Consider the following 25,202-nt stretch of genomic DNA (forward strand, 5'->3'; position numbering starts at 1 on the left):
GATTTTCAACGACCCGTCACTCGACCACGTCGTCCGTCAGCACGAGGATGGTGGGCGGGATCGTCACGCCGAGCGCCCGCGCGGTCTTGAGATTGACGGCCAGCTCGAATTTGGTTGGCAGCTGGATCGGCATATTTGCCGGCTTTTGTCCCTTCAGGATCAGATCAACATAGCCCGCGGCGCGACGAAACAGGTCGCCGATGTCGGCGCCATAGCTGATCAGGGCGCCGGCATGGGCGAACTCCTTCTGCTGGCCGATGACGGCGATCTTCATGTCGATGCCGATACGGCAAATTGCGTCCTGCATCGCGGCGGTCATGTAGTCGCGAATGACAATCACGGCGTTGCCGCCGGCGCCCGCGAGCACGTTGAATTGCTCGGCAACCGCCGCCGGCGACGCGCTCGTCAGTCCGAGGCGCACCGGTTCCAGCCCGGCGCGTCGTGCTTCCTCGATGGTTTGCGCGCCCCAGGCGCTGAAGGTCGGGTCCGTCGCATTGTTCAAGACGCCGATCCGCTTCAGCGAGGGCAGGATCTCCCGGATCATCTCGATGCGCTTGGCCGACATCTCCTCGCCGAACGCGGCGAAGCCGGTGAGACTGCCGCCCGGCCGCGCGAGGCTCTGAAACAATTCAGGGTCGCTTTGCACCGCAGGCAGCGCCACGGCGACGACGGGAATATTGGTTTTCCTGATCATCGCGCGTGCTGCGGCTGGGCCGGGCGAAAGCAGGACGTCCACCTGTCTGGCCACGAGGTCGTCGATCAATGCAAGGCCCCGCGACACATCGCCGGCGGTCGAGTGGGCCTCGATGACGATGGTGCGGCCCTCCACGTAACCCAGCTCGGCCAGCGCCTTCCGGAACGGAACGAGCACCGCATTGTCGATTTCCGGCGTGGCAAATCCGACGAATCCCACGACCGGAACGCGCTTTTGGGCCAAGGCTTCGCGCGCCGATATCGCCGTCATTCCCAAGAAGCTCAGAAACGTCCGCCGCCTCATTTGGCCTCTCGCGATGCCAGAACGATCTGATCACAAGGGCAATGGTACACGAAGATAATCGGTGCCAGAAGGCAGGAAGTAGGATGACCGAGGGAGGCGAAATCCATCAAACTTACATTTATGCAAAGTCAGATCCGGTATTCGCCACTATCCGGTGTCACGCCGTCGCGCGGCTAAGATCGAGCGATGGCCTGCGCCGCGTCGGAAAACTCAGCGCCACCGCGACCGCCGCAAGCCCGATCGCGAAGGAGCCGGCGTGCAGCCAGGTGTATTGCTGGAAAGTATCGAACACGATCCCGCCGGCCCAGGGCCCGAGCGCCATGCCGAGGCTGGCGAAGGCCGACACGGCACCGAACACCGTGCCCATAATGCGCGGGCCGAAGAACTCGCGGACCAGCACCGCATAGAGCGGCATCACCCCACCATAGGCGAGGCCGAACACGACCGAGAGCGCGTAGAACTCGCCGAGCTGCGCCACCGCCAGATAGGTCGCAATGCACATCGCCTGCACGAACAGCCCGCCGACAAGGACCGGTTTCGCGCCGATGCGATCGGCCAGCGCGCCCAGCAGCAGGCGTCCGCCGAGGCCTGAGACGCCGGCGACGCTATAGACCGTCACTGCCGTGAGCGGAGCGATGCCGCAGACCATCGCATAGGACACCATGTGGAAGATCGGGCCGGAATGCGCCGCGCAGCAGGCGAAATGCGCCGCTGCGAGCGCGATGAATTGCGGCGTGCGCAGCGCCTGCGCCGCGCCCATCTCGACCTCTGGCGCCGCGTCCGTCGTTGCGGAGCCCGCGGCTGGCGGCGCCGGACGTACCAGGAAGCAGGCGGGGATCAACAGCGCCCACGAAGCGATGCCGATCGTCAGCATCGCGGTGCGCCAATCATAGGCCGTGATCAGCCAGCTCGCGGCCGGCGCGACCGTCACCGGGGACACGCCCATGCCGGCCGAGACCAGCGCCACCGCGAGGCTGCGGTTCTTTTCGATCCAGGCGCTCGCGAGCGCCATCATCGGTGCGTAGAAGCTGCCCACGGCGATCCCGATCAGCACGCCGAAGCAAAGCTGGAATTGCCACAGGCTTGCTGCCTGGCTCGCTGTGACGAGACCTAGTCCCAGCAGAACGCTTCCCGAGAGCACCACGATGCGGGTGCCGAACCGGTCCGACAGCGTGCCCCATAGGAATGCGGCGAATCCCATAAAGAGGAAATCCAGCGTCGCGGCAGCCGACACCCCGGCGCGCGACCAGCCCATCGCCTCCGAGATCGGCTGCAGGAACACCGCCAGCGACAGCATCGTGCCGAACCCGATGCAGGTCATCAGCGCCCCCGCGGCGACAACGACCCAGCCATAGTCGAAACGTGACGGCTTGCTCATGCGTTTCCTTGGCGCTTTTGCTCTTGTTGATGGTGCGCGGCAGGGATGGTGACTGATCCGCGGGGCGAGAGCAAGGCGGGTTGCCACCGCAGGCTGACACGGCCCGCCCGCAATGATAGCATGCCGCGCGTCACCAGCCTGCGATGTTGTTCTCGTGAAGCGCACACCCACCAACGTGCGGGGAGGCAAGTGCAATGAACTGGGGAGCGTCGTTTAGGCCGCGCGGGTGCCGCCGGCTTTTCCTGCCCGTCATTTTTGTTTCCGCGATCTGGTCGCCCCTGGCGTGCGCGCAGGACGTCCGAAGCGCGCCCGCCGCGCCGGGGCCGGTCTTTTCGGATAGCGGTCCCGATGCCGAGCTCTACGGCGCGGCTGAAGGCTATCCGGTCGGCACGCGCGGCGCCGCTCCCCCGCTCGACAAGCTCGTCGGCAGCTACAGCCATTTCGGCGAGATCTATCCCTCGCGCCGGGTCGCTCGCGCGACGACGCTCTGGCAATTCAAGCGCGCGCCGGAGCCACAGGTCACCTACAGTCTTGGCACCGAAAAGCTCGGCATTGCGGATTACCTCAAGCGCAACCCGGCGACGGGCCTCCTGATCGCCAGGGACGACACCATCCTGTACGAGCACTATCAATATGCACGGACCGACCACCACCGCTTTGTTTCGATGTCCATGGCCAAGACTCTGGTAGCCATGCTGGTCGGGATCGCGGTCTCGGAGGGACGGATCAAGTCGATCGACGACCTCGTCGCGACCTATGTCGACGGCCTTGCAGGCACGGAATATGGCAACACGTCCATCCGCGCCTTGTTGAACATGTCGTCGGGCGTCGAATTCTCGGAAGTCTATGACGGGAACGACGACATCGCCCGGCTTGGGCGGGCCTTGTTCGCCGGCCCGCCGAAAGATCCCGCCGCCATCGTCGCGCAGTTCAACACGCGGACCGCGCCGCCAGGCACCAAATTCCACTATGCCAGCGTTGAAACGGAGATACTCGGCTTGGTCCTGCGCGCCGCCACGGGCACGCCGGTCGCCGACTATCTCCGCGACCGGATCTGGGACCCCATCGGCACCGAGGCGGACGCCTCCTGGGTGATCGACGGCACCGGGCAGGAGATCGCCTATTGCTGCTTCAACGCAACCTTGCGCGATTATGCGCGCCTGGCCCGGTTGCTCGCCCATGACGGCGCCTGGGAAGGCCGGCAGCTGATCCCCCGGCAGTGGCTGCTGGATGCCACGACCGTCAGGCCAGAGGACGGTCATCTCGCTCCGCGCGTGGCCACGCGCTATTTCGGCTACGGCTATCAGGTGTGGCTCCTCCCCGGCGAGCAGCGCCGATTTGCCCTCATCGGCATTCGCGGTCAGCTCATCCTGGTCGATCCCGCCTCCAAGCTCGTCATGGTGCACACGGCCGTTCGCCAGAAGCCGAACGAACCCGGAGCCTTCAGGGAGCCGCTCGCGTTGTGGTCTGCTGTGCTGCAGCAGCTCGGGCAATGATCAATTGCTGATGCCTGCCAATGGCATACAGCCGCGCTGGCGCGGTCGGTCGCGTCGGAAAGCCGCGGTTGCATTGAACCTGTCCGGCTTCCGGGAGCACCAACGGCGCGTAGGTCCCTGATGTCAGCGACGAGGGAAGGCGCGATGAAGGCTCTGAAAGCATCGATCTGTGTTGCAGTCACAGCGCTCGCCTTGAGCCTGTCGTTCGGCGTGCCGTCCCATGCCGAAGAGGACGAGGCGGGCACGCTGGCCCGGCAGATGAAGCAGCTCTATCGGGCCGGGAAGTACATGGAAGCGCTGCCTCTGGCCCAGAAGTCGCTGGCCCTTCGCGAGAAGGAGTTCGGCCCCGATGATGCGCACGTCGCGATGCCGCTGAACGACCTCGGCACGATCCATTACAATCTCGGCCAATACGCCGTTGCCGAACCGCTGTACAAGCGCGCGCTGGCCATTGACGAGAAGACACTCGGTCCGAATCATGCCGAAGTCGCGATGGTGCTGAACAATCTCGGCGATCTCTACCGTGCGGAAGAGCGTTACGCCGAAGCGGAGCCGGTGCTCAAGCGGTCGATCGCCATTCACGAGAAAAGCGGTGATCCATCGATCGTGATGGCGTTGAGCAATCTGGGCGCTGTCTACAGCCATCAGGGCCGATACGATGAGGCTATACCGCTGTTCAAGCGAGGCCTCGCCGTGCTGCAGAAGGCGCTCGGTCCCGACGACCCCGAAGCCACGGTGCTGATGAACAATTTGGCCGACGCCTATATCAATCGCAATCGCTATGCCGATGCCGAGCGGCTGCTGAAGCGGTCGATGGCGGTGACCGAGAAGGCGTTCGGCCCGGATCATCCCGACATCGCCCAGGCACAGAACAATCTGGCTGCGCTCTATGGGCGCCAGGGCCGTAACGCGGAGGCCGAGCGGCTGTTCAAGCGGTCGGCGGCCACTTTCGAGAAAACCCTCGGCCCTGACCATCCGGATCTCGCCGGCGTTCTGGAAAACCTCGCCGGTCTCTACAAGTATCAAGGCCGCTATGCCGATGCCCAGCAGGCCCTGAAGCGGTCGATGGCCATCCGAGGGAAGACGAGGCCGATCTGACGAGCAGCGCAGGATGGTAGTGCGACTTGTCCGCCGCAGCCCGAAGAGCGAAGCTGGCGGGCAGGGCTATCGCATTTGAGAGTTTTTCCCTGCGGCCATCCTTCGAGACGCCCGCTTGAGCAGTCTCCTCACAGGATGAGGGCGGAGTCCGCGGCAGCAGTTTCAACAGGCACCGACGCCCAATGAGCCTCATCCTGAGGAGACGCGTCAGCGTCGTCTCGAAGGACGAGGCGTGCGCGCAGGCACACTTCGCTTGCCCACACCACAACTTCTCCAACTTTTTTGGCACATTGACGCCGAACCATGTCGGCATGGGCCGGTCTCGATCGTCCTCGGGTCGACACGTCCCGGACGTGCAGGAAATGGACCCGGCACGCTGGCGAGATTCCGTCAACTCGAGCGTCAAAGTCGCAACTGGAGCAATGCCCATGAGGATCACCGTCGAAACCAGCGTAGCCGCCCCGATCGATCAGGTCTGGCGTGCCTATACGACGCCAGCCGACATCGTGAAGTGGAATGTCGCGTCCGACGACTGGCATACGACCAGTGCGACGGTCGACCTGCGGGACGGCGGCGCCTTCTCGTCGCGGATGGAGGCCAAGGACGGCAGCATGGGCTTCGACTTCGCCGGCACCTACACCAAGATCGTCGAGCACAAGCGGATCGAATACGCGTTCGGCGATCGAAAGGCCGAGGTCGAGTTCGTGCCCGGCCCGAAGAGTGTTGTCGTCCGTGTCGTCTTCGACGCCGAAACCACGCACTCGGTCGAACAGCAGCAGGGCGGCTGGCAGGCGATCCTCGACAATTTTGCGCGATACGTCGAGGCAAAGAGGAAATCGTGATCGATTAGCAGCGAACGTGGATGCCTGCATCGCACACGCTGCGATGCAGGTGCCATGCTTCAGCGCGGCCATGAAGCTTCCTGCGGCATGTCGACCTTGCCGAATTGCCGCATCTTCTTCTTGCCTTCGCGTGCCGCTAAGATCGAACTATTTCTTGTTGCCCATGTGATGAGGCGACGACGTGCCGGGGCCGCCCGTGTAGTGATGACCGCCTGATTGAGCGTTGGCAGAGGTGCCGGTCTTTTCTTTCTTGCCCATGTGGTGCGGAACTTCTGTCTTGGGTCCGCCGCTGTAGCGATGGCCGTTCTTTTCCTTGTCGGTGGATTGAGCCGTGGCGGGTACGGCCAGCAGGGAAACAACGCCGATTGTGGCGAGAAGCGTCTTGGTGATCATGTTCGGTCCTCCAGGTTGCGAAGGTCCACGATACGCATCGGCGCAATGTCGGTCTTGACGAATCTCAAGGTACGATCGGTTGCTAATTGTCTCGCGCGCTCAGCTCCCGCGAGCCTTTGATCTGCGTCAAAAGCGATGGCGGCGGTGCTCCTATGCTGCGGGGATCGAGAGGAGCGCGCCCATGCCGGTGCAGGATCATTCCGCTTATCGACAGCGGCATGCCGCGGGCATGTCCATGAGAGCCAAGGCTGGCCTGGTCCTGATCGGGTTCCTGGCCATCGCCGGCGTGCTGCTGTTCAGCGAGCACAGGGCTCACGTGCTGGGGCTCCTGGTCTGGCTGCCGCTCCTTGCCTGTCCGCTGATGCATTTCTTCATGCATGGCGGCCATGGTCACCGTCACGGTGGCGGCCGGCCAAACGATTCGAGGAGCGCGTGATGCACGACATTCCGCCTGCTTACGGCCTCTGGAGCCTCGTCACCGTCAACTCGGCGGTGTTCATCCTGTTTTCCTACAGCTTCTTCAAGCCGCAGACCTCGCGCGACTGGCGCTCCTTCGGCGCCTTCAGCGCGTTCCTGGTGGCGCTGTTCGCGGAGATGTACGGTTTTCCGCTCACCATCTATTTCCTGTCGGGTTGGCTGCAGTCGCGCTACCCGAACGTCGACTGGTTCTCGCACGACGCCGGTCATCTGCTCGAGATGATGTTCGGCTGGAAGACCAATCCCCACACGGGGCCGTTCCATGTCGTCAGCTTCATCTTCATCGGCGCCGGGTTCATCCTGATCTCCCTCGCCTGGAGGACGCTGTACGAGGCGCAGCAGACCCGGAGCCTCGCCACCACCGGTCCTTACAGCTACGTCCGGCATCCGCAATATGTCGGCTTCGTGCTGGTGATGTTCGGCTTCCTGTTGCAATGGCCGACGATTCTGACCTTGGCGATGTTTCCGGTGTTGACCGTCATGTACGTGAAGCTCGCCAGGGACGAGGAGCGTGAGGCCCGGAGCGAGTTCGGCGAGGCCTATGCCCGGTATGCCGCGCAGGTGCCGGCCTTCATTCCCCGTCTCAACCGGCGATCCGGTCATAGCTCTTCTGGCGGCTATCGTCACGGCTGACCTTCGCGAGGAGATGCCTGCAAACGGCGCTAGCTTTAAAGGACGTCAATGAGCGTTCCCGTCTTCACCGCAAAGGCGCTGACTAAGATCTATGTCTCCGGCGAGGTGATGGTGCATGCCCTCAACGAGGTCGACCTCGACATTCCCGAGAAGGAAGTGGTCGTGCTGCTCGGCCCCTCCGGCAGCGGCAAGACGACGTTGCTCAACATCATGGGCGGCCTCGACCGTCCGACCAGCGGCCGGCTGTTCTTCCGCGATCTGGACCTAACGGACCTGGAGGACCGCGAACTCACGAAGTACCGCCGCGATCACGTCGGCTTCGTCTTCCAGTTCTACAATCTGGTGCCCAGCCTCACGGCCTACGAAAACGTCGCGCTGGTTACCGAAGTCGCCAAGAATCCGATGCGGCCGGCCGACGCCCTCGCGCTGGTCGGACTCGAAGCGAGGATGCATCACTTTCCCGCCCAGCTCTCCGGCGGCGAGCAGCAGCGCGTCGCCATCGCCCGCGCGATCGCGAAGCGGCCGGCGGTGCTGCTCTGCGACGAGCCGACCGGGGCGTTGGATTCGAAGACCGGCATCCGCGTCATAGAGGCGCTGCTTGGCGTCAACCGGCAGCTCGGGACCACTACAGTCATCATCACCCACAACGCCAGCATCCAGGAGGTCGCCGACCGAGTGCTGTTCTTCGCCGACGGTCGCATCTCCCGCATCCGGACCAACGAGGCCCGGCGGGAGGCCGCCGAGCTCACCTGGTGACGACATGAAGGTGCTAGACATCAAGCTGCTTCGTGACGTCAGACGGCTCTGGGCGCAGGTGCTCGCGGTCGCGCTGGTCGTCGGCGGCGGGGTTGCGACGCTGGTGCTCGCGGTGGGCTCGCACCGATCGCTGGAGGAGACCCGGATCGCTTATTACGAGCGTTACGGCTTTGCCGATGTGTTCGCGCAGGCGAAGCGGGCACCGAAGGCGCTCACCGACAGGATCGGCGAGATCCCAGGAGTCGCCGCCATCGACACCCGTATCGCCAAGCCAGCGCTACTCGACATTCCCGGTTTCTCCGCGCCGGCCAGCGCGCAGTTCGTTTCGCTGGCCGACACGGGTGAGCAGCATCTCAACCGGCTCTACATGCGCTCCGGGCGGTTCCCGGCGCCGGGACGGACTGAAGAGGTCGTCGTCAACGAGCCGTTCGCTCGGGCGCACGGTTTCGTCGAGGGGGCGCGGTTCTCCGCCATCCTCAACGGCAGGAAGCGCGAGCTCGTCATCGTCGGCATCGCGCTGTCGCCCGAGTTCGTTTACACGGTCGGACCGGGCGACCTGATGCCGGACGATCGCCGCTATGCCATCGTCTGGATGTCGGAGAAGGTGCTTAGCGCTGCCTACGATCTCGACGGCGCCTTCTCGGCGGTCGCGGTCAAGCTGCAGCCCGGCGCCTCCGAGCGCGATGTGGTCCGGCGACTGGACGCCCTGCTCGATCCTTATGGCGGGCAGGCGGCGCATGGCCGCAAGGACCAGACCTCGCACGCCTGGCTCGATCATGAACTCGACATGCTCAACAACATGAGCCGCACGCTGCCGCCGATCTTCCTGCTGGTCGCGGCCTTCCTCGTCAATCTCACCTTGACCCGGCTGGTCGCGCTCGAGCGCGAGCAGATCGGCCTGCTGAAGGCGCTGGGTTATTCAGACGGCAGCATCGTGCTGCACTATTTCAAGTTCGTTGCCTTCATCGTCGTGGTCGGCATCGTGTTGGGCGGCATCGTGGGCACCTGGCTCGGTTTGCACGTCACCGCGCTGTTCGGCGACTTCTTCCACTTTCCGTTCCTGGTGTTCGCGAAGGCACCGGACGTTTATCTCACGGCAGGTGCGCTTAGCGCGGCGGCTGCGGCGATCGGCGCATTCCGTGCGTTGCGCGAGGTGGTGAAGCTGCCCCCGGCCGTCGCCATGCAGGCGCCGGCCCCGCCGGTCTATCGCCGGCTGCTTTCGGCGCGCATCCAGCTCGACCGGATCGTGTCGCAGCCGACGCTGATGATGATCCGCAACATCGCCCGGCATCCGGTACGGGCCTTCTTCACGGCGCTCGGCATGGCGCTGGCCACCGCGATCCTAGTCGTCTCGCTGTTCACGCGGGACAGCATGGAGCATCTGATCGATGTGACCTACTTCCTCGCCGACCGGCAGGACGCAACCATCGGCTTTGCCGAGAAGCGGATCGCAAATGTCGTGGAGCAGGTGAGCCGGCTTCCGGGCGTTCTCGCCGCCGAGCCGTTCCGCGAGGTGCCGGTCCGGATCCGCCACGGCAACGTCGAACGGCGCATCGTCATCAGCGGCCGACCGGCTGCTGCCCACCTCAGGCGCATCATCGACGTCGAGCTTCGGCCGGTCATCCTGCCGGAGACGGGCCTCGCCATCTCCGGCATGCTCGCGCATATCCTCGGCGTCGGACCAGGCGATAGCGTCGAGCTCGATCTGTTGGAGGGCGCCAGGCGATCCGTGACGGTGCCGGTCGTCGCGACCGTCGAGGACTACTTCGGGATTAGGGGCATGATGGAGATCGAGGCGTTGCACAAGCTGATGCGCGAGGCGCCCGTCGTCACTAGCGTCAATCTCAGCCTCGACGAGAACCGGACGGAGGACTTCTACACGGCGGTGAAGTCCATACCGACGGTCGGCGGCGTGGCGCTGCAGCGCGTTTCGCTGGCGAACTTCCGCAGGACCGTCGCGCTGCTCGTCACCACGATGGCGAGTATCTACACGGGCCTTGCCGGCGTGATCGCGTTCGGCGTCGTCTACAACAATGCGCGCATTTCGCTGTCCGAACGGGCGCGCGAACTGGCCAGCCTGCGCGTGCTCGGCTTCACGCGCGGCGAGGTGCTGCGCATCCTGCTGCTTGAGCTCGCCATCCTCACCCTGATCGCCCAACCGCCCGGTTGGCTGATGGGCTACGGCCTCGCCTGGGTAATGAAAACGAACCTTGCCGGCGAGTTGATGCGCGTCCGCCTCGTCGTCGAGCACTCGACTTACGTGATCGCCACGTCCGTCGTGGTGCTGGCCGCCATCGTTTCCGCCGCCGTGATCCGAGAACGCATCGACAGATTGGACCTTGTTGCGGTCCTCAAGACGCGAGATTAGCCATGCCCGCCAACTGGACCAAACGCATCATCGGCGCCGCGCTCGCTGCTGCGATCCTCGCAGGGCTCGCTTGGTTCGCCTGGCCCCGACCGGTTCTGGTCGATCTCGCGACCGTCGCGAAGGGGCCGATCGAGGTCACGGCGGACGACGACGGCAAGACCCGCGTGCGCCACGTCTACACGGTGTCGGCGCCGATCGCGGGCAAGGTCTTGAGAATCTCGCATCCGCTCGGCGAGCAGGGGCCTTCGCTCCATGTCGGCGACGACGTCGTCGCTAACCAGACCGTCGCCCTGATGCAACCGACGCTGCCCGGCTTCATCGATGCGCGATCGCGCGATCAGCTGCAGGCGGAGGTCCTGGCCGCAGACGCCGCGATCCAGCAGCAGGAAGCTGAAGTGCAGCGGATCGAAGCCGCGCTGGATTTTTCGCGGACCGAGTTCCAGCGGGTGCAGACGCTGTTGCGGACGCAATCTACCTCGGCCCAGGCCTACGACAAGGCGAAATTCGAGGTCGCCACCAACGAGGCCGCCCTGAGAGGTGCCAAGGCCCAGGTCGAGATGCGCCGCGCAGTGCGGACCAGCCTGGCGGCCCGGCTGATGGACCCGGCAAGCGCTATCCCTCCCGCGGAGCCGACCTGCTGCATCCGTGTGCTGGCGCCGACAAGCGGACGGGTATTGAAGATCATCCAGGACAGCGAGACGACGGTTCTGCCCGGGACGCCGCTGGTTGATATCGGCGACCCGTTCGATCTCGAGGTCGTGGCCGACCTGCTCTCGACTGACGCGGTCCAGATCAAGGTCGGCGCGCCGGTCCGGATCGATGGCTGGGGCGGTCAGCCCATCGCGGGAAAGGTGGTCCGGGTCGACCCGGCCGGTTTCCTGAAAGTCTCCGCACTCGGCACCGAGGAGCAGCGGGTCCGCGTGACCATCGATTTCACCGACCCGCCCGAGAAGTGGGGCACGCTCGGGCACGACTATCGTGTTATCGTTCACGTGACGACATGGAGCGCGACCGAGTCGCTGACCGTGCCGGTGAGCGCTTTGTTCCGAAAAGGCGACCAATGGGCGGTTTTCGTCGACGAGAACGGCCGTGCAAGAACTGTCCCGGTCCGCATCGGCCACCGGAATAACCGCGTGGCCGAAGTTCTCTCCGGACTAGCTGCAGGTGATCGCGTCGTGTTGCACCCGAGCGACCGGATCATCGAGGGCATCAGGATCGCGAAGAGGGGCGAGGAATAGATACACGGCTGAGAGGCAAGCGTTCGATGATGCCACCATACCCCTGTTTTGCCCGACGGGTCAAACCGACTTCGTAAAATCGAAAAAGCACAATGCCGCCAAGAGGGCGGCTACTGTGCATGGGGTTGTTTTCGCACTTTTTTGTTTGCCGTCGGGAGAGCGCCTGTTTGCCGGCCCCGGCGACCCGGCTGGCCCGTCCTGAGCCTCGCCTCAGCTATCGACCTTCAGAGCGGCAATAAAAGCTTCCTGCGGGATGTCGACCTTGCCGAACTGCCGCATCTTCTTCTTGCCCTCCTTCTGCTTCTCCAGAAGCTTGCGCTTACGCGTGATGTCGCCGCCGTAGCATTTAGCGGTGACGTCCTTGCGCAGCGCGCGCACCGTCTCGCGGGCGATCACCTTGCCGCCGATCGCTGCCTGGATCGGGATCTGGAACATGTGCGGCGGGATCAGCTCCTTCATCTTCTCGACCATGGCGCGGCCGCGCCCTTCCGCGCGGGTGCGGTGGACCAGCATCGAGAGCGCATCGACCGGCTCGGCATTGACCAGGATCTGCATCTTGACGAGATCGGCCGGCTTGTAGTCAGTGAGATGATAGTCGAACGAGGCGTAGCCCTTGGAGACCGATTTGAGGCGGTCGTAGAAGTCGAACACGACCTCGTTGAGCGGCAGGTCGTACTTCACCATGGCGCGGGAGCCGACGTAAGTGAGCTCCTTCTGCGCGCCGCGGCGGTCCTGGCACAGCTTCAGGACGCTGCCGAGATATTCGTCGGGCGTGAGGATCGTCGCCTCGATCCAGGGCTCGTCGATCTCGGCGATCTTGACCACGTCGGGCATGTCGACGGGATTGTGGATCTCGATCTCCTGGCCGTCGGTGAGCTTCATCTTGTAGATCACGCTCGGCGCGGTCGCGATCAGGTTGAGGTCGAACTCGCGGGACAGGCGCTCCTGGATGATCTCGAGGTGGAGCAGCCCGAGGAAGCCGCAGCGGAAGCCGAAGCCGAGCGCAGCCGACGTCTCCATCTCGAAGGAGAAGCTGGCGTCGTTGAGGCGCAGCTTGCCCATCGCGGCGCGCAGCGTCTCGAAGTCGTCGGCGTCGACCGGGAAAAGGCCGCAGAACACTACCGGGATCGCCGGCTTGAAGCCCGGCAGCATCTCGGCGACCGGCTTCCTGTCGTCGGTGATGGTGTCGCCGACGCGGGTGTCGGCGACTTCCTTGATCGCGGCGGTGATGAAGCCGATCTCGCCGGGACCGAGCTCCTCGACCTGCTGCATCTTCGGCGTGAAGAAGCCGACGCGCTCGACGTCATAGGCCGCGCCCGTGCCCATCATGCGCACGCGCTGGCCCTTCTTCATCGTGCCATCGACGATGCGCACCAGCACGACGACGCCGAGATAGACGTCGTACCAGCTGTCGACCAAGAGCGCCTTCAAGGTCGCGTCGCGGTCGCCCTTCGGCGGCGGCAGGCGGGTGACGATGGCTTCCAGCACGTCCGGCACGCCGAGGCCGGTCTTGGCCGAGATCATCACCGCATCCGAGGCATCGATGCCGATGACGTCCTCGATCTGCTGCTTGACCTTCTCGGGCTCGGCCGCGGGCAGGTCGACCTTGTTCAGGACCGGGACAATCTCGTGATTGTTGTCGAGCGCCTGGTAGACGTTGGCGAGCGTCTGCGCCTCGACGCCCTGGCTGGCGTCGACCACGAGCAGGGAACCCTCGCACGCCGCCAGCGACCGCGAGACCTCGTAGGCGAAGTCGACATGGCCGGGCGTGTCCATCAGGTTGAAGATGTAGTCCTTGCCGTCCTTGGCGCGGTAGGCGAGGCGCACCGTCTGCGCCTTGATCGTGATGCCGCGCTCGCGCTCGATGTCCATGGAATCGAGCACCTGTTCCTTGCCCGCCATCTCGCGGTCGGAGAGGCCGCCGGTCATCTGGATCAGGCGGTCGGCCAGCGTCGATTTGCCATGGTCGATATGGGCGACGATGGAGAAATTGCGGATGTTGGAAATAGGGACGGTCGTCATGGGCGCGGGATACCACTCACATCCCCGTGCGGCAACCATATTGCTGTATTTTCAGGGCCTTTGTTCACGCCAAGCTGATTCCATGACGGGCCAAAACGCGCTACGCACGGCCATGTCCACGACCTCTCTTCCCACTGCCGGAGCGCGGGCAAAGGCCCGCTTGAGTTACAACCGCTTCCGGGCCTTCCTGGTTGCCTGTGCGGTCCGCCCCGAGGCGCGCCTGTGGCTGGTGATCCAATTTGCCATCCTGCATGCAGTGCTCTGGACCTTCATCCTGATCAATCTTAAGGCGGCGCAGGACGTTCATATGGACGTCGCAGAAGCCTGGGGCTGGGGCCAGAAATTCCTCTGGGGCTATGGCAAGCACCCGCCGTTGTCGGGCTGGGTGGCCGGCCTCTGGTTCAAGGCGCTCCCGGCGGCGGACTGGGCGACCTATGCGCTGGCGATGACGACGGTGAGCGTCGGCATGGTGATCTGCTGGCTGATCGCCTTGCGCGTGGTGGATGCGCGCCGCGCGTTCCTGGTCGTGGTGATGATCGCGCTCTACCCGATCTTCAATTTCAAGGGCTTCAAGTACAACCCGGACCTCTTGCAGCTCGTCACGCTGCCGCTCCTGGTGCTGGCTTATCTCAACGCCTTCGAGAAGCGGACCTGGCAATCCGGAATCCTGCTCGGGCTTGCCGGCGCGCTGGCGCTGATGACCAAATATTGGGTGCTGACCATGATCGGCGCGATCGGCCTCGCCGCGCTGATCCATCCCGACCGGTTGCGCTTCCTGTCGTCGCCCGCGCCGTGGGTCGCGATTGCCACGATGGTCGCGGCGATGATCCCGCACCTCGTCTGGCTGGCGGATGCGCATTTCGTGCCGCTGACCTATGCCGGCGACACCTACAGCCTTCAGGACAAGGCCCAGGTGCATCAGCTCGTCGCGGGCTATGTGCTGCACAACTTCGCGCTGCTGGCATTGCCGGTGGCGCTCGCGGCGCTGGCCATGGCGCTGGTGCCGCCATGGGGCAAATTGCTGCTGCGTGCGCCGTTGCGCATCGTCACGCGCGCCTGGGCGCGCGGCGCCAATGCAGGGGTCAATGTCTCGCAGGCGCTGAATGTCTGGATCGTCCAGGTCATCGTCGCAGTCGGCCCGCCGCTCGGCGCGCTCGCCTTCAGCATCTACATGAAGACGGATTGGGGCATCTCGCTGTTCTTCCTGGTGCCGCTCGCTCTGGTCGCGATCCCGACGCTGCGCGTGCAGAGCGCCGCGCTGTTCAACATCGCTGCGATCTGGCTCGTGCTCAGCGCCGCGACGCTCGCCGCTTCGCCCTGGATCGCCGCGCGCGAGATGGCGGCCAATGCCGGCAATGCCCAGATCTATGGCGCGCGCTCGGAGCTCGCGCGCGAATTGACCCAGGCCTGGCACACCCGCTTCGGCTCGCGCTGGGCCGTCGTTGCCGGCACGATGGAGCAGATCCAGCCGCTGGTGTTCTACAGCCCGGATCATCCGTCCGCGCTGCTGCCGTTGGAGGCCTGGGATTCCGGACTGACCTCGCGCGACGACGCCAGGAAGTACGGCTTCATCGGCGTGTTCGATCCGACCGACGGCCGCCTGCCCGCGTTCGAGAAATGGGTGGCGGAGGTTGCGCCCAACGCCGAGCGCATCGTGATGACAACGCGCCGCTTCACCAACGGCAAGGCCGGCCCGTCGATGAGCTGGAACATCTACTTCGCGCCGCCGGGGAAGTGATTTCTTCACCTCTCCCGCAAGTACGGGGCGAGGGAGCGCACCTGGCCGCGTGGTGAGAGAAGGGCCTAAACCCCTTCCTCGTTGAACTTGCTTTCAACGAGCTCCGTGATCGCCGCGAGCGCGGCTTCGGCGTCGGTCCCCGCCGCCGCCACCGTGATCGTCGTGCCGGGACCCGCGGCGAGCATCATCAAGCCCATGATCGAGGTGCCGCCGACGGTCTCGCCGCCGCGCGTCACCCACACCTGCGCATCGAAGCGCTCGACCGCCTGGACGAATTTCGCCGAGGCGCGCGCATGCAGGCCGCGCTTGTTGATGATCAGGAGATCCTTGGAGATCGCGCCCGCGGGCACGCCGGTCGCGGCTTGTGGCGCCTCCTCGCTCATTTGCCGGCGAGCACCCGGCTGGCGATGGTGACGTATTTGCGGCCAGCTTCCTGCGCCATCGCGATCGCGTCGGGCAGCGGTCGCTCCTCGCGCACCTTGGCAAGCTTGACCAGCATGGGCAGGTTGATGCCCGCGAGCACTTCGACCTTGGGCCGGCTCATGCAGGATATTGCCAGGTTCGACGGCGTGCCGCCGAACATGTCGGTGAGGATCGCAACGCCGTCGCCGGAATCGACGCGGTTGACCGCCTCGATGATGTCGCTTCGGCAGAGATCGGAATCATCTTCGGCGCCGATCGTGATCGCTTCGATTTGCTTTTGTGGGCCCATGACATGCTCAAGCGCTGCCTTGAATTCGTCGGCAAGGCGCCCGTGGGTCACAAGTACTAGACCAATCATCGGAAAACTCCTCGCGGGCGCTTTTGGTGCACCGCACGAACGCGCCACTTTGACCATCCAGAGCCCCCGCGCAAGAGGGGATGTTGCGTATCTCCCTGAATCTAGACGGATGGATGAGGGGAGCTGCGCCGGTCTATTCGGTCGCGATAGTGGGGTTCATATGGTTACCATTTCCCTTCAAACAATCGCCTGATGGGTTAACGGAAGATGAACTCTTGGTAGTGGTCAAGGCCGCAACAACCAGGGGAAGGGGCGAATAGTCGCGGGCAACAGGGATTCGCGGTATTTCGACACCAAAAATGCTGGTTTTCAGGGCTTCAGCCGGCGGCAGGCGCTCCGCGTCGACTGCGGCCAGATCGACCACGAGACCGACAGTCGCATGCTCCACGAAGTCGCAGCGGCGGATTCCGAGGCCCCGGATCTCGATCAGGCCCGCCAGGCGAGGCGCGGGGCGGACCTCAATTTCGTGGCCGAGTGTCGCCAGATGGACACGGTCGTCACCGACCAGAACGGCCCTTTCCACGACGCCCGAGCGCCCCGCCATGATCAGATCGAAGGCAAGCCGCGACTTGCCGGACCCCGAGGGCCCGCGGATCAGCACGGCGTAAGGCCCGACCTTGACGGCAGAGGCGTGAACGCTGGGCCCGCCTTCGTTCATAGCGCCGGCAGCCTGACCACGAAGCGCGCACCGGCAATTGACGGAGTGCCGTCGGCGTCCGGCGGGCCAGGGCGGTTCTCCGCCCAGATCCGTCCGCCATGGGCGTCGACGATCTGCTTGGAGATCGACAGGCCGAGGCCGGAGTTCTGGCCAAAGCCCTGATGCGGGCGGTCGGTGTAGAAGCGCTCGAAGATGCGCTCCAGCGCGTCCTCGCGAATGCCGGGGCCGTCGTCGTCGACCACGATCTCGATCTCGGAGCGAACGCGGCGGCAGGTGAGGCGCACCTTGCTGCCGCGTTCGGAGAAGGATTGCGCGTTGGAGAGCAGGTTGGAGACGACCTGTCCGAGCCGGGAATCGTGGCCGCTCACGGCGAAGGTGTCGGTCGGGCTGCGGCCCTCGAAGCGCGTTTCGACCGCGACGTCGTGGCCGAGCTTGGTTTCGTTGGCGACGGACACCAGCGTCGTCAGCAGCCGGCGCAAATCGACCGGGATCGCATCCTGGCGCTGCAGCTCGGCATCGAGGCGGCTGGCGTCGGAGATGTCGGAGATCAGCCGGTCGAGCCGCTTGACGTCGTGCTCGATCACCTCGAGCAGGCGGGCGCGGCTGTTCTCGTTGCGCGCCAGCGGCAGCGTCTCGACCGCCGAGCGCAGCGAGGTCAGCGGGTTCTTCAATTCATGGGCAACGTCGGCAGCGAACATCTCGATCGCCTCGATGCGGCTGTAGAGCGCGCTGGTCATGTCGCGCAGCGCGCCGGAGAGGTGGCCGATCTCGTCGCGGCGGCGGGTGAAATCGGGAATCTCGATGCGGGCCTTGATGCGGCGGCGGACGCGTTCGGCGCTGTCGGCGAGCCGGCGCACCGGACCTGCGATCGTGCTCGCCAGCAGCAGTGACAGCATGATCATGACGGCGGCGGCGACGCCGCCGACCTTCAGGATGGCGAGGCGCTCGGCGGTGACCATCTGGTCGATGTCGTCGCCTTGCGTCGACAGCATCAAGGCGCCGTGGATCGCGCGCGAGCGCAGCACGGGGACCGCGACCGAGACGATCACCTCGCCGCGTGCGTTGACCCGCACCATCGAGCGTTTCTGGCCCTGCAGGGCGTCGCCCACTTCGGCATAGCCGTTGCCGTTCTCGGGCCCGAGCTCGCGATAGAGCGGCAGGTCGCCGCGGTTCAGCCAGGTGCGCACCGCGACCTTGCCGCGCTCGATGATGCCGGGTTGCTCGGCCGGCGGCGGCAGCGGAAAGCGCAGCACGTTTTCGAGGTTGCGGCTGTCGAGCAGCAGGCTGCCGTTCGGATCGTAGATGCGGGCGCGCGTCTTGGTCGGCGAGATCAAGGTGCGCAGCACCGGCGCGACGCGCTCCGGATTGATCGGGAAGTCCAGCGGCGAATACTCATCCGAGCCGCCATAGGTCTCGCCCGGCTTGAGGTCGAGCAGCCTGTCGGGGTCGATGGTAATGGCGTTGGTCTGCACCGTCGCGGAGGCCGCGATCGCCCCGGCGATGATCTCGGCCTGCACCAGCAGGCTCTGCGCGCGCGCATCGATCAGGCCGGCACGGAATTGCGACAGGTACAGGATGCTCGCCACCAGTGCGACGAGGCCGGCGAGGTTGAGCGAGACGATGCGGCGGGTCAGGCTCGAGAAGGACAGCGCGAAGAAGAACTGCCCGGCGCGTTTCAACCAGTTCAGCGGCCGGAAGCCCTGCGGCTTGTTGTCGGCAACGTGCTCCTGAACGCCGTCGGATGCGATATCCCCGGCGCTCTGGTTAGGGTCAGGCTGCGTTCGGTCAAGCAATGCTTACGCCCGCGTTAGGACGGCCCGTGCGAAGGTCCCCGCATCCTAGAGCGATCCTCGTCCCGATGGAACGAGAACCGGAGATGCTCTCGATCGCCGTGGAGGAGGCGCCCTCAGGCTTCCTTGAAACGGTAGCCGACGCCGTAGAGCGTCTCGATCATCTCGAACTCGTTGTCGACCACCTTGAACTTCTTGCGCAGCCGCTTGATGTGGCTGTCGATGGTGCGGTCGTCGACATAGACCTGGTCGTCATAGGCCGCGTCCATCAGCGCGTTGCGGCTCTTCACTACGCCGGGCCGGGTCGCGAGCGCCTGCAGGATGAGGAATTCGGTCACGGTGAGCGTCACCGGCTCGTTCTTCCAGGTGCAGGTATGGCGCTCGGGGTCCATGCGCAGCAGACCGCGGTCGAGCGCCTTGGCGTCGTTCTCCTTCGGCGCGACGGTCGGATCCTTCGGCGCCGAGCGCCGCAGCACCGCCTTGACGCGCTCGACCAGCAAACGCTGCGAGAACGGTTTGCGGATGAAGTCGTCGGCGCCCATCTTGAGGCCGAACAGCTCGTCGATCTCCTCGTCCTTGGAGGTGAGGAAGATCACCGGCAGGTCGGACTTTTGCCTGAGACGGCGCAGCGTCTCCATGCCGTCCATGCGCGGCATCTTGATGTCGAGGATGGCGAGATCGGGCTGGGTGGTGCGGAAACCGTCGAGCGCGGAAGCGCCGTCGGTGTAGGTCATGATACGGTAGCCTTCGGCTTCCAGCGCGATCGAGACGGATGTGAGAATGTTGCGGTCGTCGTCGACCAAAGCGATTGTGGGCATGAGCCTCTCTGCTTTCTGCTTTCCGTTTGGGTCGTGGCTTGAAACGGCGAGCAATCAGTGATGCGCCGCATACATGGGTGCCGAAGTGGCGTTCGAACCTTGTCACCGAGCAATGCAAGCTGGGCTGAAGTGTGACCAAGTTCCACGAAACACGGCAGATTCGCCGCATCTCGACCCATAACCGGGCCCCCGTTTACCCGAAAAAAGGCCCTCCTTGCAACCACCTGAGCCGAGAAAGCCAATGCAACCGACCCCCGATTTCGACCCCGCAAAGCTCGCCAAATCGCTGCTGAGGCGGTCCCGGCAAGGGGCTCTGGCGACGCTGATGGCCGGCAGCGGCGATCCCTATTGTTCCCTGGTCAATCTGGCCAGCCATCCCGACGGCTCGCCGATCCTGTTGATCTCGCGCCTTGCCGTGCACACCAAGAACATCCTCGCGGACTCCAGGGTCTCGCTGATGCTGGACGAGCGCGCGGCCGGCGATCCCCTGGAAGGTGCCCGGATCATGCTGTCCGGCCGGGCCGAGGAGGCCGATTCCGACAAGGATCTGCTCCAGCGACGGTATCTAAGTGCCCATCCCTCGTCAGAAGGCTTTGTTTCTTTTAAGGATTTCTCCTTCTTCCGGATCCGGCCCACGGGAACCCATCTGGTCGCCGGCTTCGGCCGGATCGTCGACCTCAAGCCGGAGCAATTCCTGACGGACCTCACCGGCGCCGAGGACCTGCTGGCGGCGGAGGAGGGCGCCGTCGAGCACATGAACGCCGACCATCGCGACGCCCTCAATCTTTATGCCACGAAGCTGCTCGGCGCCACCGAGGGCGACTGGCGCTGTACCGGCTGTGATCCTGAAGGCCTCGACATGCAGGTCGGCCAGGCAACGCTGCGGCTGGACTTCCCGGAGCGGGTGACGGATGGCACGGCGCTGCGCAAGATGCTGGTCCGTCTCGCTGGCGAAGCGCGCACGAAGGTGGACCAGGGCGCAACCGCTTGAACGTGGCTACCGATCGCCGCGACCCATGACCGTGATGGTTTTCGGGCTCGCAGCGAGAGGGGTCATGACGCGTCAACGTTTGGCATGGACGGCGGCTCTCGCGCTCGCCATCACCACCTTGCTCGCCACGCCAGCCCTTGCGCAGAAAGGTCTCGCCGCCGAGAGCGCGCGGCTCACCGCGCTCATCGGTGCCGGAAAATATTCGGAAGCGCTGCCGTTGGCGCAGGCGATGGTCGCCAGCCTGGAGAAGGACAACGGCCGCGATCTCTCGGGCGCGTTGAACAATCTCGGCCAGGTCCATGCCGGTCAGGGACGGGACGATCTGGCTGAGCCGCTCTACAAGCGCGCGATCGCACTCATGGAAAAATCGCTCGGCTCCGACAACGCCCTGGTTGCGGCGGAGTTGACCAATCTTGCCGCGCTCTATCAGCGACAGGGTCGCTTCGCAGAGGCCGAGCCGCTGTTCAAGCGTGCACTTGCCGTGCGCGAGAAGGCGCTGCCGCGCGAGCATCCCGACGTCGGTCAATCCCTCAACAATATCGCCACGCTCTACGCCAAGCAGCAGCGTCCGGCCGATGCCGAGCCACTGTTCCGCCGTGCGCTCGCGATCTATCAGAAGGCTGCCGGTCCCGAGCATCCCGCGGTCGCCACGGTCCTGAACAACATCGGACAGGTCGAGCGCGACCTCAATCGCGACGCCGGTGCCGAAGCGCCGATCAAGCGCTCGCTCGCGATCCGCGAAAAGGTGCTGGGGCCTGAACACCCCGACGTCGCGCGCTCGCTCAATAATCTCGCCGGGCTCTACCAGCACCAGCAGCGTTTTGCCGATGCCGAGCCGCTGTATCGTCGCGCGCTGGCGATCCGCGAACGCGCGCTCGGGCCGGATCACCCTGATGTCGCGACTTCGACGAGCAATCTCGCCGAATTTCTGCAGGCGACGGGGCGGACGGCGGATGCCTTGCCGTTGGCGCAGAAGACGCTCGCGGCCAATCGTGCGCAGCTGCGCGTCGTGCTGCCGATCCTGTTCGCGGCACGGCAGCAATCGCTGCTGGCGAGCGAGAAGGCGCTCGACGATGCCCTCAGTGCCATCCAGCGCGGCACGCAATCCTCTGCCGCTTCTGCCGTGAACAAGCTCGCGGTGCGGCTCGCCGCCGGCAGCGACCGGCTCGCCGAGCTCGTGCGCAAGGATCAGGATCTCGCGGCCGAGTCCGAAGCGCTCGACAAGGCGATCATCGCTGCGGTGTCGAAGCCATCGGCGCAGCGCGACGTCGCGGCCGAGCAGCGCAGCCGCGCGCGGATCGCGGCGATCGCGGGCGCGCGCAATGGATTGCAGAAGACGCTCGCCGTCGAGTTTCCCGACTATTCCTCGCTATCCAACCCGCTGCCGCTGACCGTCAAGGACATCCAGCCGCTGCTGGCGTCCGACGAGGCGATGGTGGTCTATTCCGTCGTCGACAGGCGGAGCTATGTCGTCGCGATCACGGGCGAGAGCGTCGACTGGAAGGAGATTCCGCTCGGAGCGGACGCGGTCGCACAGAAGGTCACGGCCTTCCGCAGGGGGCTCGATGTCGGCAAGGCGCGCGATGCATCCGGCAAATCGGGATTGTTCGACCTCGGTCTTGCCAACGAGCTCTATGTCGCGCTGCTCGGCCCGGTTGAGGCGCTGACCAAGGACAAGCGCAACCTGCTGGTCGTGCCGTCGGCGGCATTGACCGCAATGCCGTTTCATCTGCTGGTCACGGAGAAGCCACAGGCTGCGATCCCGGACCGGCTCGAGGGCTATCGCAGTGCTGCCTGGCTGCTGCGGCGTCAGGCCGTTTCGGTCCTGCCGTCGGTGATCAGCCTGAAATCGCTGCGCGCTTTTGCCCGCAGGGATCAAAGCGTCAAGCCGATGACCGGTTTCGGCGATCCCGTGTTCAACCCTGCAGCCGAAGGGCCTGCCGACCGGCGTGCCGCGAACGGCAAGGTCGCCGCACGCAGCATCGCGACGATCGCCTATGCCGACTTCTGGCGCGGCGCGGGCGTGGATCGTGCGCGGCTGGCCCAGGCGCTGCCGCAGCTGCCCGATACCGCCGACGAATTGAACGCGGTGGCGAGGGACGTCGGCGCTGCCGAGGCTGACATCCATCTCGGCCGCGACGCCAGCGAAACGACGCTCAAGCGTGCAGCGCTTGCCCAATACGGCATCATCTACTTTGCCACCCACGGCCTCGTCGCCGGCGATGTCAAGGGATTGGGGGAGCCCTCGCTGGCGCTCTCCATCCCCGACCAGCCGACGGAGCTCGACGATGGTCTTCTCACCGCGAGCGAAGTGGCCCAGCTCAAGCTCAATGCCGATTGGGTTGTGCTGTCTGCCTGCAACACCATCGCGGGCGACAAGCCCGGTGCCGAGGCGTTGTCGGGATTGGCGCGCTCGTTCTTCTACGCAGGTGCTCGCGCGCTCCTGGTGTCGCATTGGGCCGTGGATTCGGAGGCTGCGACCCGCTTGACAACGTCGACGTTCGAGCTGCTGAAGAACGAGCCAAAGCTCGGCCGCGCCGAAGCCTTGCGCCGCGCGATGTTAACCTATCTCGACGACGCCTCGTCGCCGCGCAACGCTTATCCCGCGATGTGGGGACCGTTCGCGTTGATCGGAGAGGGCGAGGTAAGATAGGGGTGTTGACGCAGTGATTGTGCGTCGCAATAACCGGACATAACGCGCAGATGTGCATTTGGTTGCGCGATCATCCGCACTTTCTCGATGCGGCCTTACAGAGCTGACATGCGCGGCGTTTGGCGCGGTCCTTGAATAAACCAAATCCTGCGGGATCAGCTTGGCAACGCCTGCGTTCATCATTATTAGGTCGTTCAGCCGAGGCCGAACGGCCCATATTCACGGTGATCGCGACGGCGCCAAACTTGGCCGCGCTTGATGTCGCGGGTTCTAGGAGGGATTTTTCGTGCAAGAGACGGGCGTGCGCAACGGTGCCTTCGGCGCCGACAAATTCGGCTTAAAGAATCTCAAGCAGGTTCACTGGAATCTGGGTGCGCCACAACTCTATCAATACTCGCTGGCAGCGGGTGAGGCGGTGCTCTCCGCCGACGGCGCGCTCTGCGCCGACACCGGCGAGTTCACCGGGCGCAGCCCGAAGGACAAGTTCACGGTGCGCGACGCCACCACCGACAAGAAGATGTGGTGGGCCGGCAACCAGTCGATCACCGCAGAGCAATTCGAGACGCTCTACCAGGACTTCCTCAAGCACGCCGAAGGCAAGCGCCTGTTCGCGCAGGACCTCTATGGCGGCGCCGACCCGGCCTACCGGATCAAGACGCGCGTCTTCACCGAGCTCGCCTGGCACTCGCTGTTCATCCGCACGCTGCTGATCCGCCCCGAGGCGATCGAGCTGCCGACCTTCGTGCCGGAGCTCACCATCATCGACATGCCGAGCTTCCGCGCCGATCCTAAACGCCATGGCTGCCGCTCGGAGAACGTGGTCGCGATCGATTTCGCCCGCAAGATCGTCCTGATCGGCGGGTCTTATTATGCCGGCGAGATGAAGAAGTCGGTCTTCACGACCCTGAATTATTATCTGCCCGAGCGCGGTGTGATGCCGATGCACTGCTCGGCAAATGTCGGCGCCAAGGGCGACACCGCGATCTTCTTCGGCCTGTCGGGCACCGGCAAGACGACGCTGTCGGCCGATCCCAACCGCACCCTGATCGGCGACGACGAGCACGGCTGGGGCCCGAACGGCGTCTTCAATTTCGAAGGCGGCTGCTACGCCAAGTGCATCAAGCTGTCGCAGGAAGCCGAACCGGAGATCTATGCCGCCTCGACCCGCTTCGGCGCGGTGCTCGAGAACTGCGTGCTCGATGAGGACACCCGCGTCGTCGATTTCGACGACGGCTCCAAGACCGAGAACACGCGTTCGGCCTATCCGCTCGACTTCATCCCGAACGCCTCGCGCACCGGACGCGCGCCGCAGCCGAAGAACGTGGTGATGCTGGCCGCCGACGCCTTCGGCGTGCTGCCGCCGATCGCCAAGCTCTCGCCGGCGCAGGCGATGTATCACTTCCTGTCCGGCTACACCGCCAAGGTCGCCGGCACCGAGCGCGGCCTCGGCAACGAGCCGCAGCCGGAATTCTCGACCTGCTTCGGCTCGCCCTTCCTGCCGCTCGATCCATCCGTCTACGGCAACATGCTGCGCGACCTCATCGCCCAGCACAATGTCGATTGCTGGCTGGTCAACACCGGGTGGACCGGCGGCAAGTATGGTGTCGGCTCGCGCATGCCGATCAAGGTGACGCGCGCGCTGCTCACCGCCGCGCTCGACGGCTCGCTTCGCAACGTCGAATTCCGCACCGACAAGTATTTCGGCTTTGCGGTCCCGACCGCGCTGCCGGGGGTGCCGGCCGAGATCCTCAACCCGGTCAACACCTGGAAGGACAAGGACGAGTTCGACAAGACCGCCCGCGCCCTGGTCGGCATGTTCCAGAAGAATTTTGCCAAGTTCGAAGCACAGGTGGACGCCGAGGTGCGCGCGGCCGCGCCGGACGTGAAGCTCGCCGCGGAGTAAGGTCGCATTGTTTGAATTGCGAAAGGGCGGCCGAAAGGCCGCCCTTTTTCTTTCCTTCTCCCCTTGCGGGAGAAGGTGGCGCGAAGCGCCGGATGAGGGGTTCTATCCGCAAACTCAAGTGCGAGGGAAGTGCCCGCGGAGAGAACCCCTCGCCCGTCTTCCCGCTACGCGG

The 25,202-nt window shown here is 64.8% G+C and carries 21 protein-coding genes; 12 read left to right on the plus strand and 9 right to left on the minus strand.

What is annotated here, in order from left to right; translation table 11 throughout:
• Nucleotides 1-16: 16 nt before the first annotated feature.
• Complete coding sequence (locus tag I6F36_RS27780) at nucleotides 17-964, minus strand: ABC transporter substrate-binding protein (RefSeq protein ID WP_225172573.1); 948 nt, start codon at nucleotides 962-964, stop codon at nucleotides 17-19.
• Between the two features lie 190 nt (nucleotides 965-1,154).
• Nucleotides 1,155-2,375: an MFS transporter gene (locus I6F36_RS27785; protein ID WP_225150804.1), complete on the minus strand. Its 1,221-nt coding sequence runs from the start codon at nucleotides 2,373-2,375 to the stop codon at nucleotides 1,155-1,157.
• 194 nt (nucleotides 2,376-2,569) lie between these two features.
• On the opposite strand from I6F36_RS27785, the gene I6F36_RS27790 reads away from it, so the two are divergent.
• The 3 genes from I6F36_RS27790 (at nucleotide 2,570) to I6F36_RS27800 (ending at nucleotide 5,811) form a co-directional block, all read left to right on the plus strand.
• The gene (locus tag I6F36_RS27790; protein ID WP_225172574.1) at nucleotides 2,570-3,871 is read left to right on the plus strand and encodes a serine hydrolase; all 1,302 of its coding nucleotides are present in this window, start codon (nucleotides 2,570-2,572) and stop codon (nucleotides 3,869-3,871) included.
• Between the two features lie 144 nt (nucleotides 3,872-4,015).
• Nucleotides 4,016-4,969 carry a tetratricopeptide repeat protein gene (locus tag I6F36_RS27795; RefSeq protein WP_225145596.1) on the plus strand — a complete coding sequence of 318 codons (954 nt, stop codon included), beginning with the start codon at nucleotides 4,016-4,018 and terminating at the stop codon, nucleotides 4,967-4,969.
• A 428-nt stretch (nucleotides 4,970-5,397) separates the two neighbouring features.
• Entirely contained in the window at nucleotides 5,398-5,811 is a 414-nt protein-coding gene (locus I6F36_RS27800) for an SRPBCC family protein (RefSeq protein ID WP_225172575.1), read from the plus strand.
• 147 nt (nucleotides 5,812-5,958) lie between these two features.
• Here the strand turns inward: I6F36_RS27800 and I6F36_RS27805 are convergent, their stop codons facing one another.
• Nucleotides 5,959-6,204, minus strand: coding sequence for a hypothetical protein (locus tag I6F36_RS27805; protein ID WP_225172576.1), 246 nt, complete (start codon nucleotides 6,202-6,204; stop codon nucleotides 5,959-5,961).
• A gap of 181 nt (nucleotides 6,205-6,385) precedes the next feature.
• On the opposite strand from I6F36_RS27805, the gene I6F36_RS27810 reads away from it, so the two are divergent.
• From I6F36_RS27810 to I6F36_RS27830, 5 genes are read left to right on the plus strand one after another with little or no spacing between them, the layout of a single operon-like run.
• Nucleotides 6,386-6,640 carry a DUF2933 domain-containing protein gene (locus I6F36_RS27810; protein ID WP_036026429.1) on the plus strand — a complete coding sequence of 85 codons (255 nt, stop codon included), beginning with the start codon at nucleotides 6,386-6,388 and terminating at the stop codon, nucleotides 6,638-6,640.
• On the plus strand, nucleotides 6,640-7,314 hold the full coding sequence (locus tag I6F36_RS27815; protein ID WP_225172577.1) for an isoprenylcysteine carboxylmethyltransferase family protein: 675 nt from the start codon (nucleotides 6,640-6,642) through the stop codon (nucleotides 7,312-7,314). The genes I6F36_RS27810 and I6F36_RS27815 overlap by 1 nt, the downstream gene beginning before the upstream one ends.
• A gap of 48 nt (nucleotides 7,315-7,362) precedes the next feature.
• Complete coding sequence (locus tag I6F36_RS27820) at nucleotides 7,363-8,070, plus strand: ABC transporter ATP-binding protein (RefSeq protein WP_036026433.1); 708 nt, start codon at nucleotides 7,363-7,365, stop codon at nucleotides 8,068-8,070.
• Nucleotides 8,071-8,074: 4 nt separating this feature from the next.
• On the plus strand, nucleotides 8,075-10,438 hold the full coding sequence (locus I6F36_RS27825) for an ABC transporter permease (RefSeq protein ID WP_225172578.1): 2,364 nt from the start codon (nucleotides 8,075-8,077) through the stop codon (nucleotides 10,436-10,438).
• A gap of 2 nt (nucleotides 10,439-10,440) precedes the next feature.
• Nucleotides 10,441-11,676 carry an efflux RND transporter periplasmic adaptor subunit gene (locus tag I6F36_RS27830; protein ID WP_225172579.1) on the plus strand — a complete coding sequence of 412 codons (1,236 nt, stop codon included), beginning with the start codon at nucleotides 10,441-10,443 and terminating at the stop codon, nucleotides 11,674-11,676.
• Between the two features lie 210 nt (nucleotides 11,677-11,886).
• Here I6F36_RS27830 and lepA read toward each other — a convergent pair whose 3' ends face one another.
• Nucleotides 11,887-13,698, minus strand: coding sequence for a translation elongation factor 4 (gene lepA / locus I6F36_RS27835; protein WP_036014191.1), 1,812 nt, complete (start codon nucleotides 13,696-13,698; stop codon nucleotides 11,887-11,889).
• 112 nt (nucleotides 13,699-13,810) lie between these two features.
• On the opposite strand from lepA, the gene I6F36_RS27840 reads away from it, so the two are divergent.
• Nucleotides 13,811-15,436 carry a glycosyltransferase family 39 protein gene (locus I6F36_RS27840; RefSeq protein WP_225172580.1) on the plus strand — a complete coding sequence of 542 codons (1,626 nt, stop codon included), beginning with the start codon at nucleotides 13,811-13,813 and terminating at the stop codon, nucleotides 15,434-15,436.
• A gap of 65 nt (nucleotides 15,437-15,501) precedes the next feature.
• On the opposite strand, the gene I6F36_RS27845 is transcribed toward I6F36_RS27840, so the two are convergent.
• The 5 genes from I6F36_RS27845 to I6F36_RS27865 form a co-directional block, all read right to left on the minus strand.
• Nucleotides 15,502-15,819: an HPr family phosphocarrier protein gene (locus tag I6F36_RS27845; RefSeq protein ID WP_036014186.1), complete on the minus strand. Its 318-nt coding sequence runs from the start codon at nucleotides 15,817-15,819 to the stop codon at nucleotides 15,502-15,504.
• A complete protein-coding gene (locus tag I6F36_RS27850; RefSeq protein WP_007597752.1) occupies nucleotides 15,816-16,217 on the minus strand; it encodes a PTS sugar transporter subunit IIA in 402 nt (133 codons plus the stop codon). Before I6F36_RS27850 ends, I6F36_RS27845 begins: the two co-directional genes overlap by 4 nt.
• A gap of 133 nt (nucleotides 16,218-16,350) precedes the next feature.
• Entirely contained in the window at nucleotides 16,351-16,875 is a 525-nt protein-coding gene (locus tag I6F36_RS27855; RefSeq protein ID WP_057027499.1) for an HPr kinase/phosphorylase, read from the minus strand.
• Nucleotides 16,872-18,668 carry a sensor histidine kinase gene (locus I6F36_RS27860; RefSeq protein WP_225172581.1) on the minus strand — a complete coding sequence of 599 codons (1,797 nt, stop codon included), beginning with the start codon at nucleotides 18,666-18,668 and terminating at the stop codon, nucleotides 16,872-16,874. The genes I6F36_RS27855 and I6F36_RS27860 overlap by 4 nt, the downstream gene beginning before the upstream one ends.
• Before the next feature lie 113 nt (nucleotides 18,669-18,781).
• Nucleotides 18,782-19,483: a response regulator transcription factor gene (locus I6F36_RS27865; protein WP_008542552.1), complete on the minus strand. Its 702-nt coding sequence runs from the start codon at nucleotides 19,481-19,483 to the stop codon at nucleotides 18,782-18,784.
• Nucleotides 19,484-19,724: 241 nt separating this feature from the next.
• Here I6F36_RS27865 and I6F36_RS27870 point away from each other — a divergent pair, with 241 nt between their 5' ends.
• The 3 genes from I6F36_RS27870 (at nucleotide 19,725) to I6F36_RS27880 (ending at nucleotide 25,030) form a co-directional block, all read left to right on the plus strand.
• Entirely contained in the window at nucleotides 19,725-20,474 is a 750-nt protein-coding gene (locus I6F36_RS27870) for a HugZ family protein (protein ID WP_225172582.1), read from the plus strand.
• A 64-nt stretch (nucleotides 20,475-20,538) separates the two neighbouring features.
• Nucleotides 20,539-23,127 carry a CHAT domain-containing tetratricopeptide repeat protein gene (locus I6F36_RS27875; protein WP_225147232.1) on the plus strand — a complete coding sequence of 863 codons (2,589 nt, stop codon included), beginning with the start codon at nucleotides 20,539-20,541 and terminating at the stop codon, nucleotides 23,125-23,127.
• A 286-nt stretch (nucleotides 23,128-23,413) separates the two neighbouring features.
• Nucleotides 23,414-25,030, plus strand: coding sequence for a phosphoenolpyruvate carboxykinase (locus tag I6F36_RS27880; protein ID WP_109145474.1), 1,617 nt, complete (start codon nucleotides 23,414-23,416; stop codon nucleotides 25,028-25,030).
• Nucleotides 25,031-25,202: the final 172 nt, after the last annotated feature.

Source organism: Bradyrhizobium sp. BRP19, assembly GCF_020194195.1.
Lineage (GTDB): Bacteria > Pseudomonadota > Alphaproteobacteria > Rhizobiales > Xanthobacteraceae > Bradyrhizobium > Bradyrhizobium yuanmingense.

Excerpts from the sequence above, each read along its gene's own strand:
- I6F36_RS27780 (WP_225172573.1), bottom strand. The coding sequence starts at position 964 with ATGACGGCGATATCGGCGCGCGAAGCCTTGGCCCAAAAGCGCGTTCCG.
- I6F36_RS27785 (WP_225150804.1), bottom strand. The coding sequence starts at position 2,375 with ATGAGCAAGCCGTCACGTTTCGACTATGGCTGGGTCGTTGTCGCCGCG.
- I6F36_RS27790 (WP_225172574.1), top strand. The coding sequence starts at position 2,570 with ATGAACTGGGGAGCGTCGTTTAGGCCGCGCGGGTGCCGCCGGCTTTTC.
- I6F36_RS27795 (WP_225145596.1), top strand. The coding sequence starts at position 4,016 with ATGAAGGCTCTGAAAGCATCGATCTGTGTTGCAGTCACAGCGCTCGCC.
- I6F36_RS27800 (WP_225172575.1), top strand. The coding sequence starts at position 5,398 with ATGAGGATCACCGTCGAAACCAGCGTAGCCGCCCCGATCGATCAGGTC.
- I6F36_RS27805 (WP_225172576.1), bottom strand. The coding sequence starts at position 6,204 with ATGATCACCAAGACGCTTCTCGCCACAATCGGCGTTGTTTCCCTGCTG.
- I6F36_RS27810 (WP_036026429.1), top strand. The coding sequence starts at position 6,386 with ATGCCGGTGCAGGATCATTCCGCTTATCGACAGCGGCATGCCGCGGGC.
- I6F36_RS27815 (WP_225172577.1), top strand. The coding sequence starts at position 6,640 with ATGCACGACATTCCGCCTGCTTACGGCCTCTGGAGCCTCGTCACCGTC.
- I6F36_RS27820 (WP_036026433.1), top strand. The coding sequence starts at position 7,363 with ATGAGCGTTCCCGTCTTCACCGCAAAGGCGCTGACTAAGATCTATGTC.
- I6F36_RS27825 (WP_225172578.1), top strand. The coding sequence starts at position 8,075 with ATGAAGGTGCTAGACATCAAGCTGCTTCGTGACGTCAGACGGCTCTGG.
- I6F36_RS27830 (WP_225172579.1), top strand. The coding sequence starts at position 10,441 with ATGCCCGCCAACTGGACCAAACGCATCATCGGCGCCGCGCTCGCTGCT.
- lepA (WP_036014191.1), bottom strand. The coding sequence starts at position 13,698 with ATGACGACCGTCCCTATTTCCAACATCCGCAATTTCTCCATCGTCGCC.
- I6F36_RS27840 (WP_225172580.1), top strand. The coding sequence starts at position 13,811 with ATGTCCACGACCTCTCTTCCCACTGCCGGAGCGCGGGCAAAGGCCCGC.
- I6F36_RS27845 (WP_036014186.1), bottom strand. The coding sequence starts at position 15,819 with ATGAGCGAGGAGGCGCCACAAGCCGCGACCGGCGTGCCCGCGGGCGCG.
- I6F36_RS27850 (WP_007597752.1), bottom strand. The coding sequence starts at position 16,217 with ATGATTGGTCTAGTACTTGTGACCCACGGGCGCCTTGCCGACGAATTC.
- I6F36_RS27855 (WP_057027499.1), bottom strand. The coding sequence starts at position 16,875 with ATGAACGAAGGCGGGCCCAGCGTTCACGCCTCTGCCGTCAAGGTCGGG.
- I6F36_RS27865 (WP_008542552.1), bottom strand. The coding sequence starts at position 19,483 with ATGCCCACAATCGCTTTGGTCGACGACGACCGCAACATTCTCACATCC.
- I6F36_RS27870 (WP_225172582.1), top strand. The coding sequence starts at position 19,725 with ATGCAACCGACCCCCGATTTCGACCCCGCAAAGCTCGCCAAATCGCTG.
- I6F36_RS27875 (WP_225147232.1), top strand. The coding sequence starts at position 20,539 with ATGACGCGTCAACGTTTGGCATGGACGGCGGCTCTCGCGCTCGCCATC.